This window comes from Modestobacter lapidis (assembly GCF_054780755.1).
Genome location: NZ_BAAGVS010000004.1, coordinates 272,251 through 295,155, shown reverse-complemented (window position 1 = coordinate 295,155; position 22,905 = coordinate 272,251). Strand labels below are relative to the sequence as shown.

Genomic DNA, 22,905 nt, shown 5'->3' with positions numbered 1-22,905 from the left:
GTGCGGGAAGTCGATCATCGCGGTAGAACTGGGCCAGGTGGTCGCCGGCCGGCGGCCGCGAGGACGACGATCGGAGGAGCCATGGCGCTCGACGACGACGACATGACCAGCACGGAAGGCCCGGCCGATTCCGGTGCCGCCGAGAGCACGCCCGGTCAGCACGACGGCGGCGCGGACGGCGGTGCCGATGGTGGTGCCGACAGCGGTGCCAACAGCGGTGCCGATGGCGGCGCGGACGGCGGCGCGGACGGCGGTGCCGACGGCGGTGCCGACGGTGGTGCCGACGGTGGTGCCGATGGCGGCGCCGACGGTGGCGCGGACGGTTCGGCCTGACCACCAGCACGACCACGCAGGACCGGGCGTCGTCCTCCTCCGAGGGCGACGCCCGCCCGGCCCTGCGTCGCTGTATCCGCGTCGACCCGCAGGTCTTCGCCGCGGAGCACTGGTCGCGCCGGCCCCTGCTCTCCAGCGCTGCGGAGCTGGGTGGCACGTTCACCGACCTGCTGACCCTCGCCGACGTCGACGAGCTGCTCAGCGTCCGTGGGCTGCGCACGCCCTTCCTGCGGATCGCCAAGGACGGCGCCGTCGTCGACCCCAAGCGCTTCACCAGCCCCCAGGGCGCCGGCGCCGAGGTGGCCGACCAGGTCTCCTCCGACGCGGTGCTGCGGCTGTTCGCCGACGGCAGCACCGTCGTCCTGCAGGGGCTGCACCGGCTGTGGCCGCCGCTGATCGGGTTCGCCGGCCAGCTGGCCGCCGACCTCGGGCACCCCACCCAGGTCAACGCCTACGTCACCCCGCCGTCCGCGCGGGGCTTCTCGCCGCACTACGACGTGCACGACGTCTTCGTGCTGCAGGTCGCCGGGGAGAAGCACTGGACCATCCACGAGCCGGTGCTCGACGACCCGCTGCGCACCCACCCGTGGACCGACCGGGCCGCCCAGGTCGCCGCCGCCGCGGAACACGATCCGGTGATCGACACCGTGCTGCGTCCCGGCGACGCGCTCTACCTGCCCCGCGGCTACATCCACTCGGCGGTCGCGCTGGGCGAGATCAGCGCGCACCTGACGGTCGGGGTGCACCCGGTGACCCGGTGGGGCGCGGTCGAGTCGGCGCTGGACCTGGTGCGCACCCTGGCCGCCGACGACCCGGAGCTGCGCGGTTCGCTGCCGCTGGGTGTCGACCTCGCCGACCCCGCTGCCACCGCTGACGACGTCGCCGCGGTGCTGGCCGGCCTGCACCGGTGGCTGGACCGGGTCGACCCGGCCGAGGTGTCCGACCGGCTGCGCGCCCGCAGCTGGGGGCAGGTGCGCCCGGCCCCGGTGGCCCCGCTGGCCCAGTCGGCCGCGGCCAGCGCGCTGACCGGCGACACCGTGTTGCGACTGCGCCCGCTGCTGCGGCTGGCGCTGCGCGAGCCCGTCGGCGGCCGGGTCACCGTGGAGGCCGGGCGGCGGTCGCTGGAGCTGCCCGCCGAGACCCGCCCGGCGCTCGCCGCGCTGCTGGGCGCCGGGGAGCTGAAGGTCGCCGACCTGCCCGGCCTCGACGCCGACGGGCAGCTCACGCTGGCCCGCCGGCTGGTGACCGAGTCGGTGGCGGTCGTGCCCGGGGCGGGGACATGACCCGCGGGCCACGGTGAGCGCCGCCCCCGGCCCCGCCCGGCCGGGCGGGGCCCGCCGAGCCCGGCCGGCCGGCCGGCTGGACCACGACCGCTGCTCGGTGCAGGCCCTGCTGCGCGGCGACTCCCCCAGCGCGACCGCGCCACCGGCCCAGCAGTGGCTGCTCGTCGAGCAGCCCGGTCCGTGGGGCCGGGACGCCCTGCTGGAGTCCCGGTTCGACCACCGGGTCGCCTCCCGGCTGGCCGCCCGGGCGCGGGAGGCCGGCGTGCGCGTCCAGCTGGTCCGCCGCCCCGGTCGCCGGGCTACCGACGCCGCCCTGCGCTGGGCCCTGGCCGACGTCCGCCCGGGCCGGGAGACCGTGCGCTGGGCGACCCGGGCCACCGACGCCGAGCTGCTCCACGTCCCCTGGGACGACACGGTGGGCGAGCCGGCGGACACCCCCACCTACCTGGTGTGCACGCACGGCGCGCACGACACCTGCTGCGCGGTGCGTGGGCGGCCGCTGGCCCAAGGGCTGCCGGTCGACCCGGCCGACGTCTGGGAGACCAGCCACCTGGGCGGCGACCGGTTCGCCGCCAACGTCCTCGTGCTGCCGCACGGGTTCGTCTACGGGCAGGTGCCCGGGGACGGCGCGGACCTGGTCCGGGCACACACCGCCGGGCGGGTGGCCCTGCCGTGGCTGCGGGGCCGCGCCGGGCTGGGCGCTCCGGCGCAGGCCGGCCAGCAGCATGCACGCACCGAGCTGGGCCTGCTGGGAGTGGGCGACCTGGTGCCCCGCGCGGTGCGGTCGCTGCCCTCCCCCGCGCCCGGGGCCGAGCGGTGGTCGGTCACGCTGGCCGGGCCGGCGGGCGACGTCGTGGTGACCGTGGAGAGCCGGGTGTCCGCCGAGGCGCACCGGCTCACCTGCGGGGCGCTGCAGCCGGGCCACTGGCGCACCTGGCATCCGCTGGACCTGCGCGTCGTCGCGCCGGCCTGACGCCCGGGCCCGCGCAGTCAGCCCAGCGCGGTGCCCCGGGCGGCGAGCAGCGGGATCGCCAGCTCGGTCGCGGTGAGCGACCCGTGGTACGCGACGAGGGTGGAGGGGAACGGCTCCCGTTCGGTGGCGGTCAGCGCCCAGCTGCCCCGGGCCAGCGCGACGACGTCCCCGATCCGGGCCGCCACCGCGGAGTCGACCGGACCGAAGACGCCGCTGGCGATCGCCTCGTCCCGGCCGACCACCCAGGCGCGGTGGGCGAGCACCGCCTGCCAGGTGGCCAGCACGTCGGCCTCCGCCCCGGGGACGGCGTGCACGTACCGGGCACGGGGCTCACCGGCGACCACCCGGACGCCGCCGGCCAGCTCGGGCACCTGGTCGAGGTCGAACCGGGCGTGCTCGGGAACGTCGAGCATGCCGTGGTCGGCGGTGACGAGCAGCGCCGCGTCATCGGGGAGCCCGGCGACCAGTTGCTCGACCAGCCGGTCGACCACGCCCAGCTGGTTCCGCCAGCTCGCCGAGTCGACGCCGCGGACGTGGCCGGTGAGGTCGAGGTCGGCGTGGTAGCCGTAGACCAGCGACCGCGACCCCGCGGCGAGCGACTCGTGCACGCCCGCGACGAGATCGCCGGCGCTGACGGCGGCGGCGTAGCGGGCACCCCGGTAGGCGGCCCGGGTGAGGCCGGAACGGGCGAAGGTGTGCGGCCCGACCACCGCGCAGGCCACTCCGGCGGCCGCGGCCTGCTCGAAGACGGTCGGGCGGGCCTGCCACTGCAGCGGGTCGGGGTCGTCGGTCCACTGGACGTGGTTGAGCGTCCGGTCCTCGCCCGGCACGTCGGTGACGAAGCCGAGGACGCCGTGGCTGCCCGGGGGCAGGCCGGTTCCGAAGGTGGCCAGGCTGACCGGGGTGGTGCTCGGGCACGGCGCGCTGAGGTCGCCGACCGGGCTGGCGAGCGCGGTGAGCGCCGGGGCGATCCCGGGATGTGCCCGGACCAGGTCCGCCCCGAGGCCGTCGACCAGCAGCACGGCCACCCGGCGCGCGCCGGCCAGGACGTCGGTGAGCCCCAGCGGGTCGACGGGGAGGCCGGCACGGTGCACGGGGGCGCCCAGGGCGGCGGTGACGCCGGGCAGGACGTCGGCGAGGGTGGCGGCGCCGTAGGCCGGTCGAACCAGGTCGTCGGCGAGCAGGACGGGCGGGAACGTCATGGTCGGGTGGCGAGCACGTGCAGGCCGGTGGCGACGTCCCGGTAGGGCGAGCTGCCGGCCAGCGCGAGCTCGAGGTCGCGGATGGCGGTCGGGTCGGCGCCGGAGGAGGCTCCGAGCAGGTCGGCGACGACGGAGACCCCGCGCCACTCGCCGGGCAGCAGCCCCGCCCCGGTGACGAGGTCGAGCAGCTCGGGAGGGCCGAACCGGCGGCGGGCCGGGCGGGCGCGGCCGGGGGCGGGGTCCTGGTCGGCCAGCAGCGCCCGGGCCTCCCTGGGGTGGCCGCTGACGGCGCGGGCCAGCACCGCACCGGCGCGGTTGGCGGTGGCGATGGACAGCTGCCCGCCGGGGCGGAGCACGCCGGCGATCTCGCGCAGCGTGCTCACCGGGTCGTCGACCACCTCGAGCACCGAGTGGCAGAGCACCAGGTCGAACTGGCGACCGGGAACGGCGCCACCGGTTGCCGCCGCGCCCTCGAGGACGGCGTGCATCCGGTCGCCGTCGCCCTGCAGCCCACGGACCCGCATGCCCACGCCGACGGCGTCGGCCCGCCGGTGCAGCGTGGCCAGCGCGTCGGCGCTGGGGTCGATGACGGTGACGTCGTGCCCGAGCTGGGCCAGCGGCACGGCGAACATGCCGCTGCCGCCCCCCACGTCTAGCACCCGGAGGGGAGCGCCGGCCTCGATCACCGGGGAGAGCGCCGCCCAGATCGCGACGGTCCGGGCGGGGGGCTGCGCTCCGGTGGCGGGCTCAGTCGACGGCACCCGGCCGAGCCTAGTGGCGCGGTGCCGGGTGCACCGCTCCGCGCAGCGGTGGCGGCCGGGGTGGGGCGGGCCCCGGCGACCGGTGCGCGAGGGCACCGAGTGACCGGACGGACGGGTGGGGCTGCGGACATGCGCGCCTCCTTCCGTGCGCGCCGTCACAGTTCCTACCGTCCCGCCATGCCGAGCTACCGACTGCTGGACGGGCGGGGGTCCCCGACCGACACCTTCACCGCGACCTGTGACAACGAGGCCATGGCCCACGCCACCGTGCGCGCCCGACACCTCCCCCGGCCCGAGCCCCGGTTCGGGGACCGGCGGGACTTCCAGGTGCACCGCCGGGACGGCGACCGGTGGACGTTCCTGCTCGCCTGGGCACCCGCCTGAGGACGGACTCCCAGGCCCCGCCGCAGGGGCCCGCCGCGAGCGTGCGAGTGGCGGGGGGCGGGTTGGTCCTTCTTCAGTGCCCCGGACTGCCCGGGCTGGAGTGCCACAGTTTCCGCGGCGCGACCTTGGCGTCGTCCCCCGCCGGCCGGATGTCGGCGTAGGGCGACATCCGGAAGCCCGTCGGGTGCACCAGCACCGGCCGGACCACCACCGGGCGGGGACCGTGCGAGGCGGCCGCCCCGGCGATCGCCTGCTCGGTGTACGCGCCCGGCGCAGCCATCAGGTCGGACACCGCGGCCGGCCCACCGGCCTCCCACGCCTCGTGCAGCGCCGGCAGCTCCCAGGCCCCGGTCGCCCGCATCGAGACCCCGCGGGGCCCGGTGCGGCGCAGCACCCCGCGCACCACCAGCAGCCAGGAGTGGAAGACGGTGGCGGCGTAGGGACCCTGCACATCCTCGAAGAAGGTCGAGTCGGCGCAGCCGGTACCGTCGTCCAGGGTCACGAAGACGACCCGGCGGCCGGACCGGATCGGCGGGGTCTGGGTGGCCACCTTGACCCCGGCCACCAGCACCTCCACGCCGCTACGGCACTGGAGCAGCTCCCCCGCCGGCACCGCCCCGAGTGCGGCGAGAAACGGCCGGTAGAACTCCACGACGTGCTGGCTGGCGTCCAGGCCCAGCACCTCCAGCTCGGCGCGCACCCGCTCGGCGTCGGTGAACTCCGGCAGGCCGCTGGGGACGAACCCGGCCGGCCCGCTGCCGTCGGTGCCGTCGGTGCCGTCCCCGCCGGCTCCCTCGGCGCCGAACAGGTCGGCCCCGAACAGGTCGAGCCCGAGCTGGCCACCGCTGCTCGCCCGCGCGCCGCTGCGGCGCAGGCGGTCCAGCTCGCCGATCTGCAGCAGCAGGTCACGCCGGGTCAGCTGCTGCCGGTGCCGGGTGGGCCGGCCGCCCTCGCTGTCGCGCACCTCGAACCCGTACACGGAGTCGAAGCCGCCGGCGAGGACCAGCCGCTCCACCACCGGCCGGGACACTCCCGCCCGCTGCCAGAAGTCGGCGAGCGACCGGTAGGGCCGGCCCGCCTGGATGCGGGCCACCTCGTCGTCGGAGATGCCCTTGACGTCGGCCAGGGACAGCCGGATGCCGTACCGGCCCGGGTCGGGCATCGCCGCGGGCATCCACGCCGGCCGGCGGGCACCGCCACCGCCGTCCCGGTGCCGGCCGCCGTCCCCGTCGTCCCCCACCCGTTCCACCCGGTACGTGCCGGCCGAGGCGTTGACGTCCAGCCCCAGGACCCGCACCCCGAAGTTGCGGGCGTCGTCCAGGATCAGCCGCTTGGGGTACATCCCCGGGTCATGGGTGAGGACACCGGCCAGGAACGCGGCCGTGTGGTGGGTCTTCAGCCATGCCGACTGGTAGGTGGGCAGCGCGAAGGCCGCCGCGTGGGCCTTGCAGAAGCCGAACGAGCCGAAGGCGACCAGCACCTCCCACACCTGCTCGGCCACCACGACCGGGAAGCCCTCCTCCAGCGCCCGGGGCAGGAACCAGGCCCGGACCTCGGGATGGGCGTCCTTCTCCCCCAGCGCGCGGCGCACCTCGTCGGCCTCGGCCAGGGAACAGCCGGTCATCGCCGCCACGATCATCAGCACCTGCTCGTGAAAGACCACCACCCCGGCGGTCTGCTCCAGCGCCTCCCGCAGCGCCGGGTGCGGGTAGACCGGCTCCCGCCAGCCGTTCCGGGCCATCAGGAACGGGGTGACCATGTCGCTCTTGACCGGGCCGGGCCGGAACAGCGAGATGTCGACGATGAGGTCCTCGAACGTCTGCGGCCCGAACTTGCCGACCAGCTCGCGCTGACCGGGTGACTCGATCTGGAACATCCCCAGCGTGCGGGTGCTGCGGATCAGCTCGAAGGTGGCCGGGTCGTCGCGCGGCACGGCATCGATGTCGAGCTGCTCGCCGTCGACCCGGGCCACCTCGTCCATCGCGTGGGCGATCGCCGACTGCATCCGGATGCCGAGCAGGTCGAGCTTGAGCAACCCGAGTTCCTCGACGTCGTCCTTGTCGAACTGGCTCATCGGGTAGCCGAGGTAGCTGTTCTCCACCGGGGTGCGGTCGAGCAGCGTGGCATCGGAGAGCAGCACCCCGCACGGGTGCAGGGCGATGTGCCGGGGCAGCCCGTCGAGCCGGGCGACCAGGTCGAAGAGCAGGTCCAGATCACCGCTGCCGCCGGATCGCTTCGAGCCCAGCCGACTGGCCCGCAGCTCGGGCAGGTCGCGCAGCGCGGCGTGCACCTGGTCGGCCCGGATGTGCGGAAAGGCCTTGGCCACCGTGTCGATCTCCCCGGGGGGCAGGCCGAGCGCGGCACCGACGTCGCGGATGGCGTGCCGCACCCGGTAGGTGTCCATCATCGAGATGCAGCTGACCCGGTGTGCACCGAACCGGGCGATCACCGCGTCGTAGACCTCCATCCGGCGGGCGGACTCCACGTCGATGTCGATGTCGGGCAGCTGGTGACGCAGCGGGGAGAGGAACCGCTCCATCAACAGCCCGTAGCGGATCGGGTCGACGTCGGAGATGCCCAGCAGGTAGGTGACCAGGCTGCCGGCCCCCGAACCACGGGCCGCCGCGCGCACCCGCAGTTCCTTGATCAGACCGACCACGTCCGCGACGGTGAGGAAGTAGGACGGGTAGCCCAGCTGCTCGATGACCGCCAGCTCGTCCTCGAGCCGTTCGCGGACCGCGGCCGAGGGCGTCATCCCGCGCCGGCCGAACCCGGCCTCGCAACGGGCCCGCAGCACCTGCGCCGGGCCCATCCCCCGCTCCGCCCCGGTGGTGACCACGTCCAGCTCTGGATAGCGGACCGTGCCGATGCCCAGGTCGGCCCGGATATCGACGGCGCACTGCTCGGCGACCCGGGCGGTGGTGGCCAGCAGCTCCAGCGCGGCGTCGCGGTCGGGGCCGGTGAGCTCCTCGGCGAGCGCGGCCATCTCCTTGCCCGACTTCAGGTACCCCTCCGCGGTGCGCCGGTCGACGTGCTGCTGCCCCAGCGGAACCAGCCGGCGGGCGGCGTCCAGGACGTCGGCGGTGGGCGCGTCGAGGGCGTCGACGTAGCGCACCGCGTTGGTCAGCACCGCCGGGACGCCGGACTCGGCGGCGAGCCGCAGCATCGCCTGGGCCCGGGACCGGTCGCCCCGCCCCCGGTGGTGGACGACCTCGAGCACCAGCCCACCCGGGCCGAACACCTCGCGCCAGGCAGCCAGCCGGGCGTGCGCCAGGTCCGTCCGCCCGGCGGTCAGCGCCCGGCCGACCGAGGACTCCGGGCCCAGCACCGCCAGCAGCCCGGGAGCGTGTTCCGCGGTGCGGGGAAGCGAGCTGACCGGCTCACCCCGGGTACCGCCCAGGTGGGTGGCGCTGGTCAGCCGGCACAGCGACGCCCAGCCGGCGCCGTCGCGGGCCAGGAAGGTGGCCCGGGGGAACCGGGGATCGACGCCGGCCCCGCCGCGGGCCGGGGACCGGCGCCCGGAGGGATGGGTGGCTCGGCGCAGTTCGACCGAGGAGATCCGGCCCGGCCGCCCCGATCCCGACCGGTCCTGGTCCCCGGGCTCGCCGCCGGCGGCCGGGTCGACGGCGAGGTCGACGCCGAACAGCGGCCGGATGCCCGCTGCCCGGCAGGCCAGCGCGAACTTGACCGTGCCGTAGAGGCCGTCGCGGTCGGTGAGGGCCAGGGCCCCCATGCCGTGCTCGGCCGCGCGGGCGACCAGGTCGGCGGGGTGGTTGGCGCCGTAGCGCATCGAGTAGCCGGAGGCGACATGGAGGTGGACGAAGGGATCGGTCATGCCCGGCTGGTCCCGGGCGGGCGCTGACCGGCGCGCTGCCCCGGGCGCTGGCCGGCGCTGCCCGACCGGCCGCTGGCGCGCGGCCGCCCGGCCGGCGCCCCGGCCGGCGGCTCGGCCACCGGCCGGCTGATCGTGGCCTCGACCACCGCCAGGAAGGTGCCGGCGTCGCGCACCAGGTCGTCGGCCTCCCGCTCGGTGACCGCGGAGGAGAGCCCGGCCTCGGCCGCGGCCCGCTTGGCCGCCCCCGCGGCGAAGAACGTCGCCCACTCACCCAGCTCGGGGGCGACCTGGGCGATGAGCACCCAGGCGCTGCGCGGCCGGCGGCGGCCCTGCTCGGGGCGGGTGCGGGTGGCCAGCACGGCGGCCGCGCCGCGCAGCGCCGCGAGGTGGGCGGTGGCGTAGCGCCACCCCGGATCGGGGCAGCAGGCGGCCTCGGCCAGGCCGCGGTGGGCCTGACCGAGCAGCTGGGCGGCCGCCGTGGACAACGGCGGCAGCAGCGGCAGCTGCTCGGGGCCGGCCGCGCGGATCGCCGCGGGACGGTGGGCGGTGGCGTGCAGGGCGGCCATCAGTCGTGCACCCGCACGAGCAGCCACTGGTTGGCCGTGGGCTCCCACGAGAGGTCGAACACCCCGGCGAAGCTCGTCCGGGACCGGCCGGCCCGGACCGCCTCCACCCGCCACACCTGGCGGGTGGCCACCAGCTCCGCCGATGCCCCACCCCGCCCGACAGCCGGGTCGGGCTGCCACCAGGGGGCGGTCTCCACCCAGGAGTCGAGCACCTCCCCGACGACGTAGCGGCCCTGCCCGCGCCAGAACCGGGCCGGCCCCTGTTCCCCCTGCTCCACCTGGACCTCTTCACCGACGTGTCCACCAGCTCCGACGAGCACCCGGCTCATGACAGACTCCGCAACTCTCGCCCCCCACCGGCGTCCCGTCCGACCCGGCAGGGGGAAGCGCCACGCGGGCGGCCCGGGCCGATGGACGGTCCATCGGTGTTCGAACAGATGTTCGAACACCGATGAGTAGACCCGACCCCGTCGAGGGCGTCAAGCGCAACGCGGCGTGTTCCGGACATGCCGGTACAGCCACTGCACCGACCGCGCCGCAGCGCGATAACGGCTTGCCCGGACGTCCGGGGGAAGGATCAACTGACTTCCCCGCTGCCGCCCTCCACCCCCGCGGGCGGGCAGCGGCCACCCCGACCACCACGGATCCGACCCGTCCGGAGGAGCGTCCCGTGCCGGCTCTCCCCCGCGCGCTGTTCCCGCTGCAGCACCCCGGGTACCGGCGGCTGGCCGTCGCCCTCGTCCTGTCGCTCAGCTCCGCGGGGCTCTACCTGCTGGCCGTGGTCTGGCAGGTGATCGAACTCGGCGGCGGTCCGGCGGCGCTGTCGCTGGTCAGCACCGGCCTGGCCGTCGGCATGCTGCTCACCGCGCTGCTCGGCGGCGCGCTGGCCGATCGGATCCCGCAGCGGCGCATCCTGCTCGCCGTCGCCGTCGCCGAGCTCGTCGCGACGTCGACGGTGGCCGCCCTGTCGCTGACCGGCCTCCTGCAGCTGTGGCACCTGACCGCCGCGTCCCTGCTCGTCGGGCTGGCCCAGGGGCTGTACTTCCCGGCGTACTCGGCGCTGGTCCCGGCGCTGCTGCCCGCCGAGCAGCTGCTGGCGGCCAACGGGCTGGAGGGGTTCCTCCGCCCTCTGCTGCTGCAGGCCGCCGGGCCGGCGGCAGCCGGGGCGATCGTCGCGGCCACCTCCCCGGGCGTGGCCCTGCTCGCGACCGCGGTGGCCGCTCTGGGCGCCGTCCTCGCGCTGCTCCGCCTGCCGGCGACCCCACTGCGTCGCGACCTCGCCGCGGAGGCCGCAGCGGCCGAGGCCGCCGGCGGGACGGCACGGCACCCTGCCATCGCGGTGCTCGTCGACGTCCGGGCGGGCTTCGCCTACATGGTCAGGACGCCCTGGCTGCTCGCCACGTTGCTGTTCGCCTCGGTGCTCGTGCTGCTGGTGATGGGCCCGCTGGAGGTGCTCACCCCGTTCGCCATCCGCGACCAGACCGGGGGCGGGCCGGCCGACCACGCGCTGGTGCTGACCGCGTTCGGCATCGCCGGGGCCGTGGGCTCCCTCGTCGTCGCCTCGCGCCGACTGCCCCGTCGCTACCTCACCGTGATGATCATGCTGTGGGGCGCGGGCTGCCTGCCGCTGGCGGTGTTCGGGGTGGCGACGCAGCTGTGGGTGATGGTGGCTGCGGCGGCCGTGGTCGGCGCCACCTTCCAGGGCGCCACCGTCATCTGGGGCACCCTGCTGCAGCGCCGCGTTCCCCCGGCCATGCTGGGCCGCGTCTCCAGCCTGGACTTCTTCGTCTCCCTGGCGTTCATGCCGGTGTCCATGGCGCTCGCCGGGCCGGTGAGCGCGCTGATCGGCATGCCGGCCACCTTCCTGCTGGCCGGCCTGGTGCCCACGGCCCTGGCCGTCCTCGCGATCGCCGCCGCCCGGTTGCGCACCGACGAGATCGTCCACCCGCTCGACGCCCTTCCCGGCGACCTCACCACGACAGCACCACCCGACGGGGCTGCGGGCCGGGCTCTGGCTGCCGGTGACCACGCCACCACGGAGGGCTCCGGCATCGGAACCGGCACGGGGATCGGCTCCCCGCTCGCCACCGCGCCCCCCGGCCGACGTCCGAACGCGTAGGGCGATCTGCCGCAGCCAGTGGTTCCGCACCACCTCGGCGGCCCACCCCGGGCCTGGCCGCCATTCCAGACCTCCCACATCCGCGCACTGGCCGCCGTCCCGGGTGACCCCCGACCAGGAGACCGATGGGAGGATCGCCGGCATGACCCCGCCGGAACGCCCCCGGGTGGCCGAGGTCGCGCGGCTGCTGCGCGCGGCCGGCGCCGTCGGCGAGGTGCGCACCCTTCCCGACAGCGCCCGGACCGCCGCCGCGGCCGCCGCGCAGCTCGGCGTCGACGTGGGCGCGATCGCCAACAGCCTGGTCTTCGACGTCGACGGCAACCCGCTGCTCGTGCTCACCAGCGGTGCCCACCGGGTCGACGAGGCCGGAGTTGCCGGCCTGCTCGGCGTCCCGTGCATCGCCCGGGCCACGCCCGAGTTCGTCCGCCGGCACACCGGCCAGGCCATCGGCGGGGTCGCCCCGATCGGCCACCCCGAGCCGATCGGCACCCTCGTGGACGTCGAGCTCGCCCGGCACGCCCAGGTGTGGGCCGCGGCCGGGCACCCGCACACGGTCTTCCCCACCACCTACGACGAGCTGCTCGCGCTCACCGGCGGCACCCCGGCCGAGGTCGGCCCCGGCCCGGCCGCGGCACCGGCCGCTGCCGAGACGGGCGCCCGATGACCGGCACCACACCGGCCGCCCGGGTCACCGAGCTGCCCACCGCGTGGGTGCGGGAGCACCTGCACGAGGTGCTGGCCATCTACGGAGCGGCGATGGGCTACGGCGACTCGGTGGTCGCCGGCCGTTACGGCTACGCCGTCCAGCACACCGAGCGCGAGGGTTTCCGCGCCGTCGGGGCGTTCGCCGAGGCCCCCCGGGGGGACGGCACAGCCGGCGAGCGGCTGGTCGGCTTCGGCTACGGCTACCAGGTCGCGCCCGGCCAATGGTGGCACGACCAGGTCCGCCAGGCGCTGGACCGGCGCACCGCCAAGCAGTGGCTGCCGGGCGCCTTCGAGGTCTGCGAGCTGCACGTGCTGCCCGACCAGCAGAGCCGGGGCCTCGGCCGCCGGCTCCTGCACGCGCTGCTCGCCGACCTCCCGCAGTCGGCGGCGCTGCTGAGCACCCCCGACTCCGACACCAAGGCGTTCCGGCTCTACCGCGCCGACGGCTTCGTCGACCTGGCCCGCGACTACCACTTCCCCGGTGACGCCCGGCCGTTCGCCATCCTCGGCGTCCGGCTGCCGATTCCCCCGGCGGCCCGGCGGACGTGATCAGCACCCCCGACGTCAGCGTGGACGCGGTCGTCATCGGCGCCGGGCACAACGGGCTGGTCGCCGCCTGCCACCTGGCCCGGGCCGGGCTGAGCGTGGAGGTCGTCGAGGCCGACGACGTGCTCGGTGGTGCCGTCTCCACCGTCGAGCGCTGGCCCGGCGTCCGGGTCGACCGCGGGTCCAGCGCGCACGTGATCATCCGGCACAGCGGAGTGGCCGAGGAACTGGACCTGGCGCGGTACGGCCTGCGCTACATCGACTGCGACCCGTGGGGGTTCGCCCCGGCGCCCTCGCCCGGCGATCCCGGCCCGGCCGGCCGGCCGCTGGTCTTCTCCGTCGACCTGGCCGCCACCTGCGCCTCCATCGAGGCCGCCTGCGGCGCGGCCGACGCCGCCGCCTACCGGCACTTCGTCGAGGTGTGGGGGCCGCGCAGCGCCGCCGTCGTCCGGGCCTTCGGCGACCGGCCCAGCCCCGGCAGGCTGGCCCGGCACCTGTGGCCGCTGGGCGCCCCGACCGGTGGCCGGCCGCGCACCCCGGGCGGCGAACTGGCCACCGACTTCCTCGGCTCCGGCGACGCCCTGCTCGACCGGTGGTTCACCAGCGAGCGGCTCAAGGCCGCCCTCGCCTGGTTCGGCGCCCAGTCGGGCCCGCCGATGTCCGAGCCCGGAACGGCGGCCATGGTGGCCTGGGTCGCGCTGCTGCACGACGTGCCGCCGGGACACCCGGTGGGCGGCTCCGGCGGTCTCACCTCGGCGCTCGCCGCCCGGCTGGCCGCCGACGGCGGCCGGATCACCCTGGGCGACGGCGCGGCCCGGCTGCTGGTCGACGGCCCACCCGGGGACCGGCGGGTCACCGGTGTGCAGACCGCATCCGGCCGGCGGGTCACCGCGCCGGTCGTGGTGGCCGCCTGCCACGTGCTGGCCACCAGGGAGCTCGCCGGGGACGACGCGCCCCCGGCGCTGGCCGCGGCAGCGCCGGCGGTGGGCAACGGCTTCGGTCTGGTGGTCCGGGCCCTGACCGACGCCCTGCCCAGCTACCCCGGCACCAGCGCGGACGAGGCCTTGCAGGGACTGCAACTGCTGTGCACCGACCGGGCGCAGCTGGCCCGGGCGCACGGTGACTGGCTGGCCGGTGAGCTGCCGCGCGAGCCGGTGCCGCTGGCGATGTCGTTCAGCGCGAGCGACCCGACGCTGGCGCCGGCCGGTCAGCACGTCGTCACCGTCTGGGGGCAGTGGTACCCGTACACGCTGGCCGACGGCGGCGACTGGGACGCCCTCGCCGAGCCGGCCGCCCGGCAGTTGATCGCGGCGGTCGACCGGTACGCCCCCGGTTTCGCCGACTCGGTACAGCGGATGTACGTGCAGACGCCGCTGGAGCTGGAACGGGAACTGTCGCTGCCGCGTGGCAACGTCATGCACGTGGAGATGAGCCTGGCCAGCATGTTCACCTTCCGGCCCACGCCGGCCCTGTCCCAGCACCGGGTGCCGGGGCTCGGCGGGCTGTACCTCAGCGGCGCCTCCACGCACCCCGGTGGCGGGGTGTCGGGCAACTCCGGGCGCACCGCCGCCCGGCTGGTCCTCGCCGACCGCCGGCCGGCCGCCCGGGCGCGTGCCCGGGCCGGCGGTACCATCGCTGGCGCGATCCGGGCGGTGCGGCAGGTTCGCGGCGGACGACGGTGACCGGGGCGGTCGCCGCATCGCACACGTCCGCGCCGTCCCCGACGGTGCGCTGGGCGCCGCTGGCGCTGGCCGGCGCGCTGGTGCTGACCGCGATCGCCTACCCGCTCACCGACGGCGCCGGCCGCGACGCGGTGAGCTGGACGATCGTGCTGCTGGGCGCCGGCGTCTCGGTGCTCTCGTCCACGGCGAGCCGCGGGTGGCGCACCGGGCTGGGCGTGCTCGTCCTGGTTCTCGTCGCCGCCGTGCTGATCGAGTCGCTCGGGCTGTCGACGGGGTTCCCGTACGGCGAGTACGCCTACAGCGACACGCTGGGGGCCACGCTGCTCGGCGTTCCGTTCCTGGTCCCGCTGGCCTGGCTGATGATGGCCTGGCCCAGCTGGGTGCTGGCCGCCTTCCTCACCGCCCGGGTGCGGCCGGGGCGGAGGACCGCGGCCCGGGTGCTCGCCGCTGCCTACCTCTTCGCCGCCTGGGACGTCGTCCTCGACCCACAGCTGGTGCAGGCCGGCTACTGGCGCTGGGCGCACCCCGCCCCCGGCCTGCCCGGCATCGACACCGTGCCGCTGACCAACCTGGGCGGGTGGCTGCTCGCCGGGCTGGTGCTCATGACCCTGCTCGACCGGCTGGTCGCCCGCACCGCCCGGCCTTCCGGGGTCCCGTTCGCGGATGCTGCGCCGCTGCTGGTCCTGGGCTGGATGACCCTCGGCGGCGCGGTCGCGCACGCCGGCTGGCTGGGCCTGCCCGGGTCCGCCGTCTGGGGGGCGGTCCTCGCGTTGCCGGTGCTGGCCGCGGTCGCCGTCGTGCTGCGCGCCCGCCGGGCGGGCACCCGGTGAACCGGTGGCGGCGGCTGGCGCGGGCGGTGGTCCGCGGCGGGGCCGCCGCCTCGGTGCTGGCCGCACTGCACGCCGCGGTCAACACCGGACTGCTGCGCCGCCCGCCGGTTCCGGCGCCGGCGGTGACCGTTCCGGTGACCGTGGTGCTGCCGGTCCGCGACGAGGCCGGGCAGGTGGCCGACTGCCTGGCGGCCGTGCTCGACCAACGGGGCGTGCCCCGGCTGCGGATCGTCGTGGTCGACGACGGCTCGACCGACGGCACCGCCGGCCGGGTCGCGGCGGTGCCCGACGACCGGGTGCGGCTGCTGCCCGCCACCCCGCCCGGTGCCGGCTGGCTGGGCAAGCCCAACGCGTGCGCCCAGGGCGCCGCCGCGGCCGGGAACGCCGAGGTGCTGGTGTTCGTCGACGCCGACGTCCGGCTGATGCCCGACGCGATCGCCTCGGCCGTCGCGCTGCTCGACGCGCACCGCCTCGACCTGGTCTCGCCCTGGCCCCGGCAACTGGCCGGCAGCGCCGCTGAGCGGCTGGTGCAACCGCTGCAGCAGTGGCTGTGGGCCACCTTCCTGCCGCTGCGGCTGGCCGAACGGTCACCCCGGCCGTCGCTGGCCGCCGCCAACGGCCAGTTCCTGGTCGTCCGGCGACCGGCCTACGACCGGGCCGGCGGGCACGCGGCGGTGCGCGGCGCGGTGATCGAGGACATCGCCCTGCTGCGCGCGGTGAAGGCCGCCGGTGGGCGGGGCGTCGTCGTGGACGGCTCCACGCTGGCCGCCTGCCGGATGTACTCGGGGTGGCCCGAGCTGCGCGAGGGCTACGCGAAGTCGCTGTGGTCGGCCGTCGGCGGACGGCCGGCGGCAGCCGTGGCGGCCACCGCGGGGCTCAGCGCAGTCTGGCTGGTGCCGCCGCTGGCCGCGCTGGCCGGCTCGCGTGCGGGGCTGGCCGGGTATGCCGCCGGCGTCGCCGGTCGGGCCGTGGTCGCCGCGCGCACCGGCGGCCGGGTCTGGCCCGACTCGCTGGCCCATCCGATCTCGATCGCCCTGCTCGACGTGCTGGTCGCCCGCTCGCTGGCCGGCCACCGGCGGGGCGGTCTGCAGTGGCGGGGCCGCGCGCTGCCCGGCACGCGCGTCCCCCCGGTCTCGCCGGGTGGCGCGGCGTCCCCGACGATGGGCGGGTGACCGAGCAGAGCAGCCCGCCGCGCGTCTCCTTCGACCCGGCAGAGATGGCGGCCCCGGCGTTCTACCGGGTGCTGAACTCGGTGGTGGTGCCCCGGCCCATCGCCTGGGTGGTCACCCGGTCGCCCGGCGGCGTGCACAACCTGGCGCCGCACTCGTTCTACACGGTCGCCTGCGTCGACCCGCCGATCGTGCAGTTCACCTCGGTGGGCCGCAAGGACTCGCTGGTCAACGCCGAGGCGACCGGAGAGTTCACGATCAACCTCACCCCGGTGTCGCTCTTCGAGCAGGTCAACGCCACCGGCACGGATTTCCCGCCCGACCAGAGCGAGGCCGAGCACGCCGGCGTGCGACTGGAGCCCAGCGAGCGGATCAGCGTGCCGCGGGTGGCCCAGTCACCCGTCGCGCTGGAGTGCACGCTGCACTCGACGCTGCGGCTGGGCGACAGCACCGTCGTCCTCGGCCGGGTGGTGCACGTCGCCGTCCACGAGCACGCCGTGCGCGAGGGCCGCCCGCGGATCGAGCACCTGCAGCCGCTGGCCCGGCTGGGTGGCAACGAGTGGGCGGCCCTCGGCGAGATCAAGGAGATCCGCCGGATCCCCTACGGCACGTGGTCCGCCGACCCGACGATCGGCGAACGCGTCCGCGGCGACTGATCGGACCTGCGTGCGACAGCGCGCTCAGCGGACCGGCTGCGGGGCCGGAGGCTCCCGGCCGGGGCGCTGGCAACGGCTCACCGCCGACCGGGTACGGCTCCTGGCCGCGGTGTCGTCCGGAGGACGACGATGTGCTCAGCCGGGCAGGTGCGGGGCCACCTCGTCGGCGGCGGCGGTGCCGAACGCGGCGGCGAAGCGGTCCAGGAACGGCCCCGTGGGCAGGCTGTACTCCTGGGTGCCGATGACCTCGATCGCCGCGGTCGCCACCGCGGAGCCCACCTGGGTGGCCCGCTCCAGCCCGAGCCCCCACTGCCGGGCGGCCACGAAACCGGCGCGCAGCGCGTCGCCGCCGCCGGTGGGCTCGACCGGCTTGGTCTCCGGGACGGCGATCACCTCGATCGGCGTCTGCCCCGCCTGCTCGACGATCACGCCCTTGGCCGACCGCGTGGTCACCCAGGTGCCGACCCGGGAGAGCACCTCGCCCTCGCTCCAGCCGGTCTTCTGCAGCAGCAGCGCGTGCTCGTACTCGTTGGTGAACAGCAGGTCGGCGCCGTCGACCAGGGTGCGGATCATCTCCCCGTCGGCCCAGGCCAGCTGCTGGGACGGGTCGGCCATGAACGGGTAGCCGCGGTCCCGGCATTCCTGGGTGTGCTGGACCATCGCCTGCGGATCGTTGGGCCCCACGATCACCAGGTCGGGGCCGCCGACCCGCCGGGCCACCGGTGCCAGCTCGATCAACGAGGCCTCGGACATGGCGCCGGAGTAGAACGAGGCGATCTGGTTGTTCGCGGTGTCGGTCGTGCAGACGAAGCGGGCGGTGTGCTTGAGCTCCGACCAGCGCACGCTGCCGGTGTCCACGCCGTGCCGGGTCAGCCAGGCGTCGTAGTCGTCGAAGTCGCTGCCCACAGAGCCGACCAGCACCGGGCCCAGCCCCAGCAGCCCGAGGCCGTAGGCCATGTTGGCCCCGGCCCCGCCGCGGTGCTGGACCAGGTCGTCGACCAGGAAGGAGAGCGAGACGTTCTCCATCTTGCCCTCGACGAACTGGTCGGTGAACCTCCCGGGGAAGGTCATCAGGTGGTCGGTGGCGATCGAACCGGTCACGACGACGGGCATCGGAACACCTCTCGCGTGCAGGTGGGAGCCACCGGGGGGCCTCTGGACCCCGGACCGGTGGCGAGCACCGGGGCTGCACCAGCCTAGGAGCAGCCGCCGTCCCTCGCTCAGTCGGCCAGGGCCCGGCGCACCTGACGGCCCAGCTGCGCGGTGCCGACCACCCCCAGCAGGCAGCCGACCGCCGCACCGGTGGTCACCACCCACGCACCGGGATCGAGCGCCGCGACGACGCCGGCACCGACCAGGGTCATCCCGGCCATCGCCACCCGGGTCGGGCGCTCCCACACCGAGACGACCCCGGTCTCGGCCACCCCGGCCTGGCCGGCGCGGGCCCGCACGTAGTCGGGGAGCCAGCACAGCGCGCCGAAGGCCGCGGCCAGCCAACCCGGCGCCCCCGCCGCCCACAGCGCTCCGGCGTAAGCCACCTCGGTCAACCGGTCGACCACGGAGTCCAGCACGAAGCCGCGCCGGGACGCCGTTCCCCCGGCGATGGCCAGCGCGCCGTCCAGGGAGTCGAGCAACCCGGACAGCCCGACGAGCACCCCGGCCAGCACCAGCCAGCCCCCGCCGGCCAGCGCCGGCGGTACGGCACCGGCAGCCACGCCCAGGCCCAGCGCGGTGGCCAGCAGCGGTGACCGGCCGGCGAACGGCCGGGCCAGCGTGTAGGCCAGCGTGAGCCAGCCGCGGACCAGCCGGCTGGCCGCCGGGTCGGTACCGCCGTGCCAGGTGGCCCAGGCAGCGAGGTACTCGTCCCGGCTCAGCACCGGGGCCCCACGTTCCGCTGCACCGGTGCAGTCCACCAGGCAGCGCCCCACTCAGCCAGGGCAGGGACAGTGGGGCGCGTGCTCGCCGGTTACTCTCCCGCCCGCCGCCGCCTGGCCGTACTGTTCGCGGTCGCCGTCGTCGCGGTGCTGGCGCTCACCGCCGCGCTGCTCCTCCCCCGGCTGACCGCCGACGAGCCGGCACCGGTGGCCCGGGAGGTGCCCGGCCCGGTGCTGCTGGTCCCCGGCTACGGCGGCTCCACCCGCTCGCTCGAGCCGCTGGCCGCGCGGCTGACCGCCGCCGGGCGGGACGCCACGGTCGTGCCGGTGCCCGGCGACGGCACCGGGGACCTGGCGGCGTCGGCGGACGCCCTCGCCGCGGCGGTGGCCGACGCCCTGGCCCGCACCGGCGCGGACAGCGTCGACGTGGTCGGCTACTCGGCCGGCGGGGTCATCGCCCGGCTGTGGGCCGCCGACGGCGGAGCCGCCGCGGTCCGCCGGGTGGTGACCCTGGGCGCGCCGCACCACGGCACCACCCTCGCCGACCTGGCCACCGCGATCGCACCGGGGCAGTGCCCGGCCGGCTGCCGGCAGCTGACCACCGACAGCCCGCTGCTCGACCGGCTCAATGCCGGCGACGAGACGCCGGCGGGCCCCACCTGGGTGTCGGTGTGGACGACGGCCGACCGGACGGTGACCCCGCCGGAGTCCGCCCGGCTCGAGGGCGCGCTGGATCTGCCGGTGCAGTCGGTCTGCGCCGACTCCCAGGTGGGCCACGGGCAGCTCCCCGCCGACCCCGTCGTCCAGGGCATCGTGCTGGCCCAGCTGGCCACCGGCCCGCCGGCGGAGCTCGGTCCGGCCGACTGCGCCCGGCTGCGCCGGGGCTGACGCCGGGCCGGCCCAGTCAGCGCCGGGCGAGGCGCAGCCGCGCCGCCCGGTACCCGGCGCCGGCGGCGAGGACGGCCAACCCGATGGTCACCGCCGGCCAGGGCAGGGTCGCGACCAGCAGCAGGCAGCCGGCGGCGCCGAGCACCGGCAGCCACCGCGGATGGCGGCGTCGCCCGGCCGGCTGGGTGACGGCAGCGACGTTGGCGACGAAGTAGTAGAGCAGCACGCCGAAGGAGGAGAAGCCGATCGCACCGCGCAGGTCGATGGCGAACACCAGGACGCAGACGACCGCGGCCAGCGCGACCTCGGCGTGGTGCGGCACCCGGTGGCGCGGATGGACCGCGGCGAGCCACCGCGGCAGGTCGGACTGCCGGGCCATGGCCAGGCTGGTCCGCCCGATGCCGGCGATGAGCGCCAGCAACGCCCCGAGCGCGGCCGCCGCGGCACCGAAGCGCACCACCGGCACGGCCCAGTCCCAGCTCCCCGCGCCGACCGCGGCGGCCAGCGGCGCACTGGACCCGGCGACCTGCGCCGGGTCCAGGACGGTCAGCACGGTGACGGCGACGACGCCGTACACGACCACGACGATGCCGAGGGCCAACGGGATGGCGCGCGGGATGGTCCGCTCCGGATCGCGGACCTCCTCGCCCATGGTGGCGATGCGGGCGTACCCGGCGAAGGCGAAGAACAGCAGCCCGGCGGACTGCAGCGCGCCGTACCAGCCACCCGTCGGAGAGCTCCAGCCGGCCAGCCGGGACGGATCTGCCTGGCCACCGGCGAGACCGGCGACCACGGCGACGGCCAGGGCCAGCAGGACCACGGCGACGATCCCGCGGGTCAGCCGCGCGGTGCGGGTCACGCCGCGGTAGTTCACCGCCGCCAGTGCGATCACCGCCGCGGCCGCCACCGGTCGCTGCCACGCGGCCGGGACGGCGTAGGCGGCGAAGGTCAGCGCCATCGCCGCACAGCTCGCGGTCTTGCCGACCACGAACCCCCAGCCGGCCAGGAAGCCCCACCAGGGCCCCAGCCGCTCCCGCCCGTACACGTACGTGCCGCCCGAGGTGGGGTACTGCGCGGCCAGCTGTGCGGAGGAGGTGGCGTTGCAGTACGCCACCACGGCCGCGACCGCCAGCCCGATCAGCAGGCCGGCGCCGGCCGCGCGGGCGGCGGGGCCGAATGCGGCGAAGACGCCCGCGCCGATCATCGACCCCAGGCCGATCACCACGGCGTCGGTGGTCCCCAGCCGGCGGGCCAGCTGCGGGCCGGTGCTCACCGTCCGCCCCCGCTCTGCACCCGCTCATCCTGCCGGGCCGGCCCCGGCCGGCGTCAGCAGCCGGTAGCGGGTGGGCCGGGAGGGCGCGATCGCCGATCCGGTGTCCAGGGTGACGCCGGGTCGGTCCAGCTAGTGCGTCGTGGCCCCGCTCGCGGGCTCGGCTTTCCGGCGGTGGAACGTGAGGCTCATGACGACCACGACCAGTGCGCCGACGATGAGCCCGAGAATCGCGCTGGCCAGCGTGTTGACCAGCCAGCCCACGACCGACCCGAGGGCTCCGGTGGCCGCCGCTGCCGCCTCCTCCAGGTGGTGCACGACGTCGTACAGGACGGTGAGGCCCAGCTCGTCGGTGCCGACCAGCAGGATGTGACCGCCGACCCACAGCATCGCGGCCGTCCCGACCACGGTGAGCGCGGCGAGCAGGCGTGGCATCGCCTTCACCAGTCCGCGGCCGATTCGGGCCACACCCTTCCTGGGGCGTTCGGCCAGGCGCAGTCCCAGGTCGTCCATCTTCACGATCAGGCCGACGACGCCGTACACCAGGACGGTGATGCCGAGCGCGACGACCGCGAGGATCACCGCCCGGGAGAAGAACGGCTCGTCGACCACCTCGTTCAGCGAGATCACCATGATCTCCGCCGACAGGATGAAGTCGGTGCGCACGGCGCCGGACACGACGGTGTCCTCGTCCGGGAGCGTCTCCTCGCCCGCAGCGTGGGCGTCGTGATGGGGGCGGAGCTTGTGCCAGACCTTCTCCGCGCCCTCGTAGCACAGGTAGGCGCCGCCGAGCATGAGGATCGGGGTGAGCAGGAACGGCAGGAACTGGCTGAGCAGCAGCACCGCGGGCAGGATGATGAGCAGCTTGTTGCGCAACGACCCCTTGGCGATGCGCCGGATGATCGGCAGCTCGCGCTCGGCAGCCAGGCCACGGACGTACTGCGGCGTGACGGCGGCATCGTCGACGACGACGCCGGCGGCCTTGGCGCTGGCCCGGCCAGCAGCGAGCCCGATGTCGTCGACGGATGCGGCGGCAGTGCGCGCCAGCACCGCCACGTCGTCGAACAGGGCTACGAGTCCACCCGCCAAGGGAAGTCCTTCCGGTCGGTCAGCACTCGTGTGCTGTCCCAGTGATGGTGATCCATCCGGCCGCAACGCGCGCGGGCGCCGCGCGGTCACCCGCCCGGCGTTCCCCGGCGGCGGTACCCGGCCGGGGCCGGGGAACGCCCCGTCCGGCGGGAACGGGGACGTTCGCCTCACAGGCGCCCGACACGATCGTGCTCACGGTCAGCCGAGGGCGACGACCAGACAGCAGATGGCGAGCACCAGGGCGACCGGCGTCATCGCCAGCCGCTCCGGGCGGCTCCGGCTGATCGCGTTGAGCCCGACGCCGAGCAGGAAGTAGCCGGCGAGCACCCAGATCGCCACGTCGGGCACGCCCGTCGACGGCCGCGCCGCCGCCACGAGTACCACCGCGAACAGCGCGTAGAGGGCGATCGAGACGACACTGCCGATCCGCAGGCCGGTGGGCAGCACCCGGTGCTGCCCACCCCAGGCGAATCGCCCCAGCGGCGCACCGGCGACGAGTGCGCCCTGGAAGACGGCCAGCCCGGCCAGCAGCACACACGCCAGGACGGCGGCGGTCATGATCACCGGGGCACCGTAGCCAGCCGGGACGGTTCCGCGGAACCGCCGCCGCCGCCGAGATCGGGGATCTGGGGCACTCGAGCGGCGTGGCAGTGCCTCAGAAGCCCGATCTCGACGCGACCGGCGTCCCCGCGGGAACGTCGGCCGCCTCGCCCGCCTCATGCGCCCGGGTGGCCACTCCC

Annotated in this window: 22 protein-coding genes; 12 read left to right on the top strand and 10 right to left on the bottom strand. The window is 76.2% G+C overall.

Going from position 1 to position 22,905, the window contains the following annotated elements; all coding sequences use genetic code 11:
- The first annotated feature begins 81 nt into the window (after positions 1-81).
- From ACYVG5_RS08370 to ACYVG5_RS08360, 3 genes are all read left to right on the top strand, one after another.
- Complete coding sequence (locus tag ACYVG5_RS08370) at positions 82-333, top strand: BatC protein (RefSeq protein ID WP_222044828.1); 252 nt, start codon at positions 82-84, stop codon at positions 331-333.
- A 299-nt stretch (positions 334-632) separates the two neighbouring features.
- Positions 633-1,616 (top strand): cupin domain-containing protein, encoded by a 984-nt coding sequence (locus tag ACYVG5_RS08365; protein ID WP_460683092.1) that lies wholly within the window; start codon positions 633-635, stop codon positions 1,614-1,616.
- Positions 1,617-1,629: 13 nt separating this feature from the next.
- Positions 1,630-2,589, top strand: coding sequence for a sucrase ferredoxin (locus tag ACYVG5_RS08360; protein ID WP_222044826.1), 960 nt, complete (start codon positions 1,630-1,632; stop codon positions 2,587-2,589).
- A gap of 17 nt (positions 2,590-2,606) precedes the next feature.
- On the opposite strand, the gene ACYVG5_RS08355 is transcribed toward ACYVG5_RS08360, so the two are convergent.
- Positions 2,607-3,791, bottom strand: coding sequence for an alkaline phosphatase family protein (locus ACYVG5_RS08355; protein ID WP_222044824.1), 1,185 nt, complete (start codon positions 3,789-3,791; stop codon positions 2,607-2,609).
- Positions 3,788-4,552: a methyltransferase domain-containing protein gene (locus ACYVG5_RS08350; protein ID WP_222044822.1), complete on the bottom strand. Its 765-nt coding sequence runs from the start codon at positions 4,550-4,552 to the stop codon at positions 3,788-3,790. Before ACYVG5_RS08350 ends, ACYVG5_RS08355 begins: the two co-directional genes overlap by 4 nt.
- A 177-nt stretch (positions 4,553-4,729) precedes the next feature.
- Between ACYVG5_RS08350 and ACYVG5_RS08345 the strand changes: the two genes are divergently transcribed.
- Positions 4,730-4,936, top strand: a complete 207-nt coding sequence (locus ACYVG5_RS08345) for a hypothetical protein (RefSeq protein WP_222044821.1) — start codon at positions 4,730-4,732, stop codon at positions 4,934-4,936.
- Positions 4,937-5,009: 73 nt separating this feature from the next.
- Here the strand turns inward: ACYVG5_RS08345 and ACYVG5_RS08340 are convergent, their stop codons facing one another.
- From ACYVG5_RS08340 to ACYVG5_RS08330, 3 genes are read right to left on the bottom strand one after another with little or no spacing between them, the layout of a single operon-like run.
- Positions 5,010-8,771, bottom strand: coding sequence for a DNA polymerase III subunit alpha (locus tag ACYVG5_RS08340; RefSeq protein WP_222044819.1), 3,762 nt, complete (start codon positions 8,769-8,771; stop codon positions 5,010-5,012).
- Positions 8,768-9,337 carry an SAV_6107 family HEPN domain-containing protein gene (locus tag ACYVG5_RS08335; RefSeq protein WP_222044817.1) on the bottom strand — a complete coding sequence of 190 codons (570 nt, stop codon included), beginning with the start codon at positions 9,335-9,337 and terminating at the stop codon, positions 8,768-8,770. The genes ACYVG5_RS08340 and ACYVG5_RS08335 overlap by 4 nt, the downstream gene beginning before the upstream one ends.
- Positions 9,337-9,666 carry a DUF6504 family protein gene (locus tag ACYVG5_RS08330; RefSeq protein WP_222044815.1) on the bottom strand — a complete coding sequence of 110 codons (330 nt, stop codon included), beginning with the start codon at positions 9,664-9,666 and terminating at the stop codon, positions 9,337-9,339. Before ACYVG5_RS08330 ends, ACYVG5_RS08335 begins: the two co-directional genes overlap by 1 nt.
- Before the next feature lie 341 nt (positions 9,667-10,007).
- Between ACYVG5_RS08330 and ACYVG5_RS08325 the strand changes: the two genes are divergently transcribed.
- The 7 genes from ACYVG5_RS08325 to ACYVG5_RS08295 all read left to right on the top strand — a co-directional run bounded on the left by ACYVG5_RS08325 (position 10,008) and on the right by ACYVG5_RS08295 (position 17,044).
- A complete protein-coding gene (locus ACYVG5_RS08325) occupies positions 10,008-11,456 on the top strand; it encodes an MFS transporter (protein ID WP_222044813.1) in 1,449 nt (482 codons plus the stop codon).
- 142 nt (positions 11,457-11,598) lie between these two features.
- Positions 11,599-12,120, top strand: coding sequence for a YbaK/EbsC family protein (locus tag ACYVG5_RS08320; RefSeq protein ID WP_222045380.1), 522 nt, complete (start codon positions 11,599-11,601; stop codon positions 12,118-12,120).
- Positions 12,117-12,710 carry a GNAT family N-acetyltransferase gene (locus ACYVG5_RS08315; RefSeq protein WP_222044811.1) on the top strand — a complete coding sequence of 198 codons (594 nt, stop codon included), beginning with the start codon at positions 12,117-12,119 and terminating at the stop codon, positions 12,708-12,710. Before ACYVG5_RS08320 ends, ACYVG5_RS08315 begins: the two co-directional genes overlap by 4 nt.
- On the top strand, positions 12,707-14,389 hold the full coding sequence (locus ACYVG5_RS08310; protein ID WP_460683091.1) for a phytoene desaturase family protein: 1,683 nt from the start codon (positions 12,707-12,709) through the stop codon (positions 14,387-14,389). The genes ACYVG5_RS08315 and ACYVG5_RS08310 overlap by 4 nt, the downstream gene beginning before the upstream one ends.
- Positions 14,386-15,219 (top strand): carotenoid biosynthesis protein, encoded by an 834-nt coding sequence (locus ACYVG5_RS08305; RefSeq protein ID WP_460683090.1) that lies wholly within the window; start codon positions 14,386-14,388, stop codon positions 15,217-15,219. The genes ACYVG5_RS08310 and ACYVG5_RS08305 overlap by 4 nt, the downstream gene beginning before the upstream one ends.
- Positions 15,216-16,391, top strand: a complete 1,176-nt coding sequence (locus ACYVG5_RS08300; protein WP_460683089.1) for a glycosyltransferase family 2 protein — start codon at positions 15,216-15,218, stop codon at positions 16,389-16,391. The genes ACYVG5_RS08305 and ACYVG5_RS08300 overlap by 4 nt, the downstream gene beginning before the upstream one ends.
- Entirely contained in the window at positions 16,388-17,044 is a 657-nt protein-coding gene (locus ACYVG5_RS08295) for a flavin reductase family protein (protein WP_460683088.1), read from the top strand. The genes ACYVG5_RS08300 and ACYVG5_RS08295 overlap by 4 nt, the downstream gene beginning before the upstream one ends.
- A gap of 135 nt (positions 17,045-17,179) precedes the next feature.
- Here ACYVG5_RS08295 and ACYVG5_RS08290 read toward each other — a convergent pair whose 3' ends face one another.
- Both ACYVG5_RS08290 and ACYVG5_RS08285 read right to left on the bottom strand, forming a co-directional pair.
- Positions 17,180-18,157: a carbohydrate kinase family protein gene (locus ACYVG5_RS08290; protein WP_222044809.1), complete on the bottom strand. Its 978-nt coding sequence runs from the start codon at positions 18,155-18,157 to the stop codon at positions 17,180-17,182.
- A 107-nt stretch (positions 18,158-18,264) separates the two neighbouring features.
- Positions 18,265-18,921, bottom strand: a complete 657-nt coding sequence (locus ACYVG5_RS08285; protein WP_222045370.1) for a CDP-alcohol phosphatidyltransferase family protein — start codon at positions 18,919-18,921, stop codon at positions 18,265-18,267.
- Positions 18,922-18,999: 78 nt separating this feature from the next.
- On the opposite strand from ACYVG5_RS08285, the gene ACYVG5_RS08280 reads away from it, so the two are divergent.
- Positions 19,000-19,806: an alpha/beta fold hydrolase gene (locus ACYVG5_RS08280; RefSeq protein WP_222044807.1), complete on the top strand. Its 807-nt coding sequence runs from the start codon at positions 19,000-19,002 to the stop codon at positions 19,804-19,806.
- A 16-nt stretch (positions 19,807-19,822) separates the two neighbouring features.
- On the opposite strand, the gene ACYVG5_RS08275 is transcribed toward ACYVG5_RS08280, so the two are convergent.
- The 3 genes from ACYVG5_RS08275 to ACYVG5_RS08265 all read right to left on the bottom strand — a co-directional run bounded on the left by ACYVG5_RS08275 (position 19,823) and on the right by ACYVG5_RS08265 (position 22,723).
- A complete protein-coding gene (locus ACYVG5_RS08275) occupies positions 19,823-21,079 on the bottom strand; it encodes an APC family permease (protein ID WP_222044805.1) in 1,257 nt (418 codons plus the stop codon).
- Between the two features lie 129 nt (positions 21,080-21,208).
- Complete coding sequence (locus ACYVG5_RS08270; protein ID WP_222044803.1) at positions 21,209-22,165, bottom strand: DUF808 domain-containing protein; 957 nt, start codon at positions 22,163-22,165, stop codon at positions 21,209-21,211.
- A 198-nt stretch (positions 22,166-22,363) separates the two neighbouring features.
- On the bottom strand, positions 22,364-22,723 hold the full coding sequence (locus tag ACYVG5_RS08265) for a hypothetical protein (RefSeq protein ID WP_246629513.1): 360 nt from the start codon (positions 22,721-22,723) through the stop codon (positions 22,364-22,366).
- Between the last annotated feature and the right edge of the window lie 182 nt (positions 22,724-22,905).

What these genes read in the sequence shown, in the direction of transcription:
- ACYVG5_RS08340 (WP_222044819.1), bottom strand. Translation starts at nt 8,771, where the DNA reads ATGACCGATCCCTTCGTCCACCTCCATGTCGCCTCCGGCTACTCGATG.
- ACYVG5_RS08370 (WP_222044828.1), top strand. Translation starts at nt 82, where the DNA reads ATGGCGCTCGACGACGACGACATGACCAGCACGGAAGGCCCGGCCGAT.
- ACYVG5_RS08345 (WP_222044821.1), top strand. Translation starts at nt 4,730, where the DNA reads ATGCCGAGCTACCGACTGCTGGACGGGCGGGGGTCCCCGACCGACACC.
- ACYVG5_RS08315 (WP_222044811.1), top strand. Translation starts at nt 12,117, where the DNA reads ATGACCGGCACCACACCGGCCGCCCGGGTCACCGAGCTGCCCACCGCG.
- ACYVG5_RS08320 (WP_222045380.1), top strand. Translation starts at nt 11,599, where the DNA reads ATGACCCCGCCGGAACGCCCCCGGGTGGCCGAGGTCGCGCGGCTGCTG.
- ACYVG5_RS08330 (WP_222044815.1), bottom strand. Translation starts at nt 9,666, where the DNA reads ATGAGCCGGGTGCTCGTCGGAGCTGGTGGACACGTCGGTGAAGAGGTC.
- ACYVG5_RS08265 (WP_246629513.1), bottom strand. Translation starts at nt 22,723, where the DNA reads ATGACCGCCGCCGTCCTGGCGTGTGTGCTGCTGGCCGGGCTGGCCGTC.
- ACYVG5_RS08290 (WP_222044809.1), bottom strand. Translation starts at nt 18,157, where the DNA reads ATGCCCGTCGTCGTGACCGGTTCGATCGCCACCGACCACCTGATGACC.
- ACYVG5_RS08355 (WP_222044824.1), bottom strand. Translation starts at nt 3,791, where the DNA reads ATGACGTTCCCGCCCGTCCTGCTCGCCGACGACCTGGTTCGACCGGCC.
- ACYVG5_RS08335 (WP_222044817.1), bottom strand. Translation starts at nt 9,337, where the DNA reads ATGGCCGCCCTGCACGCCACCGCCCACCGTCCCGCGGCGATCCGCGCG.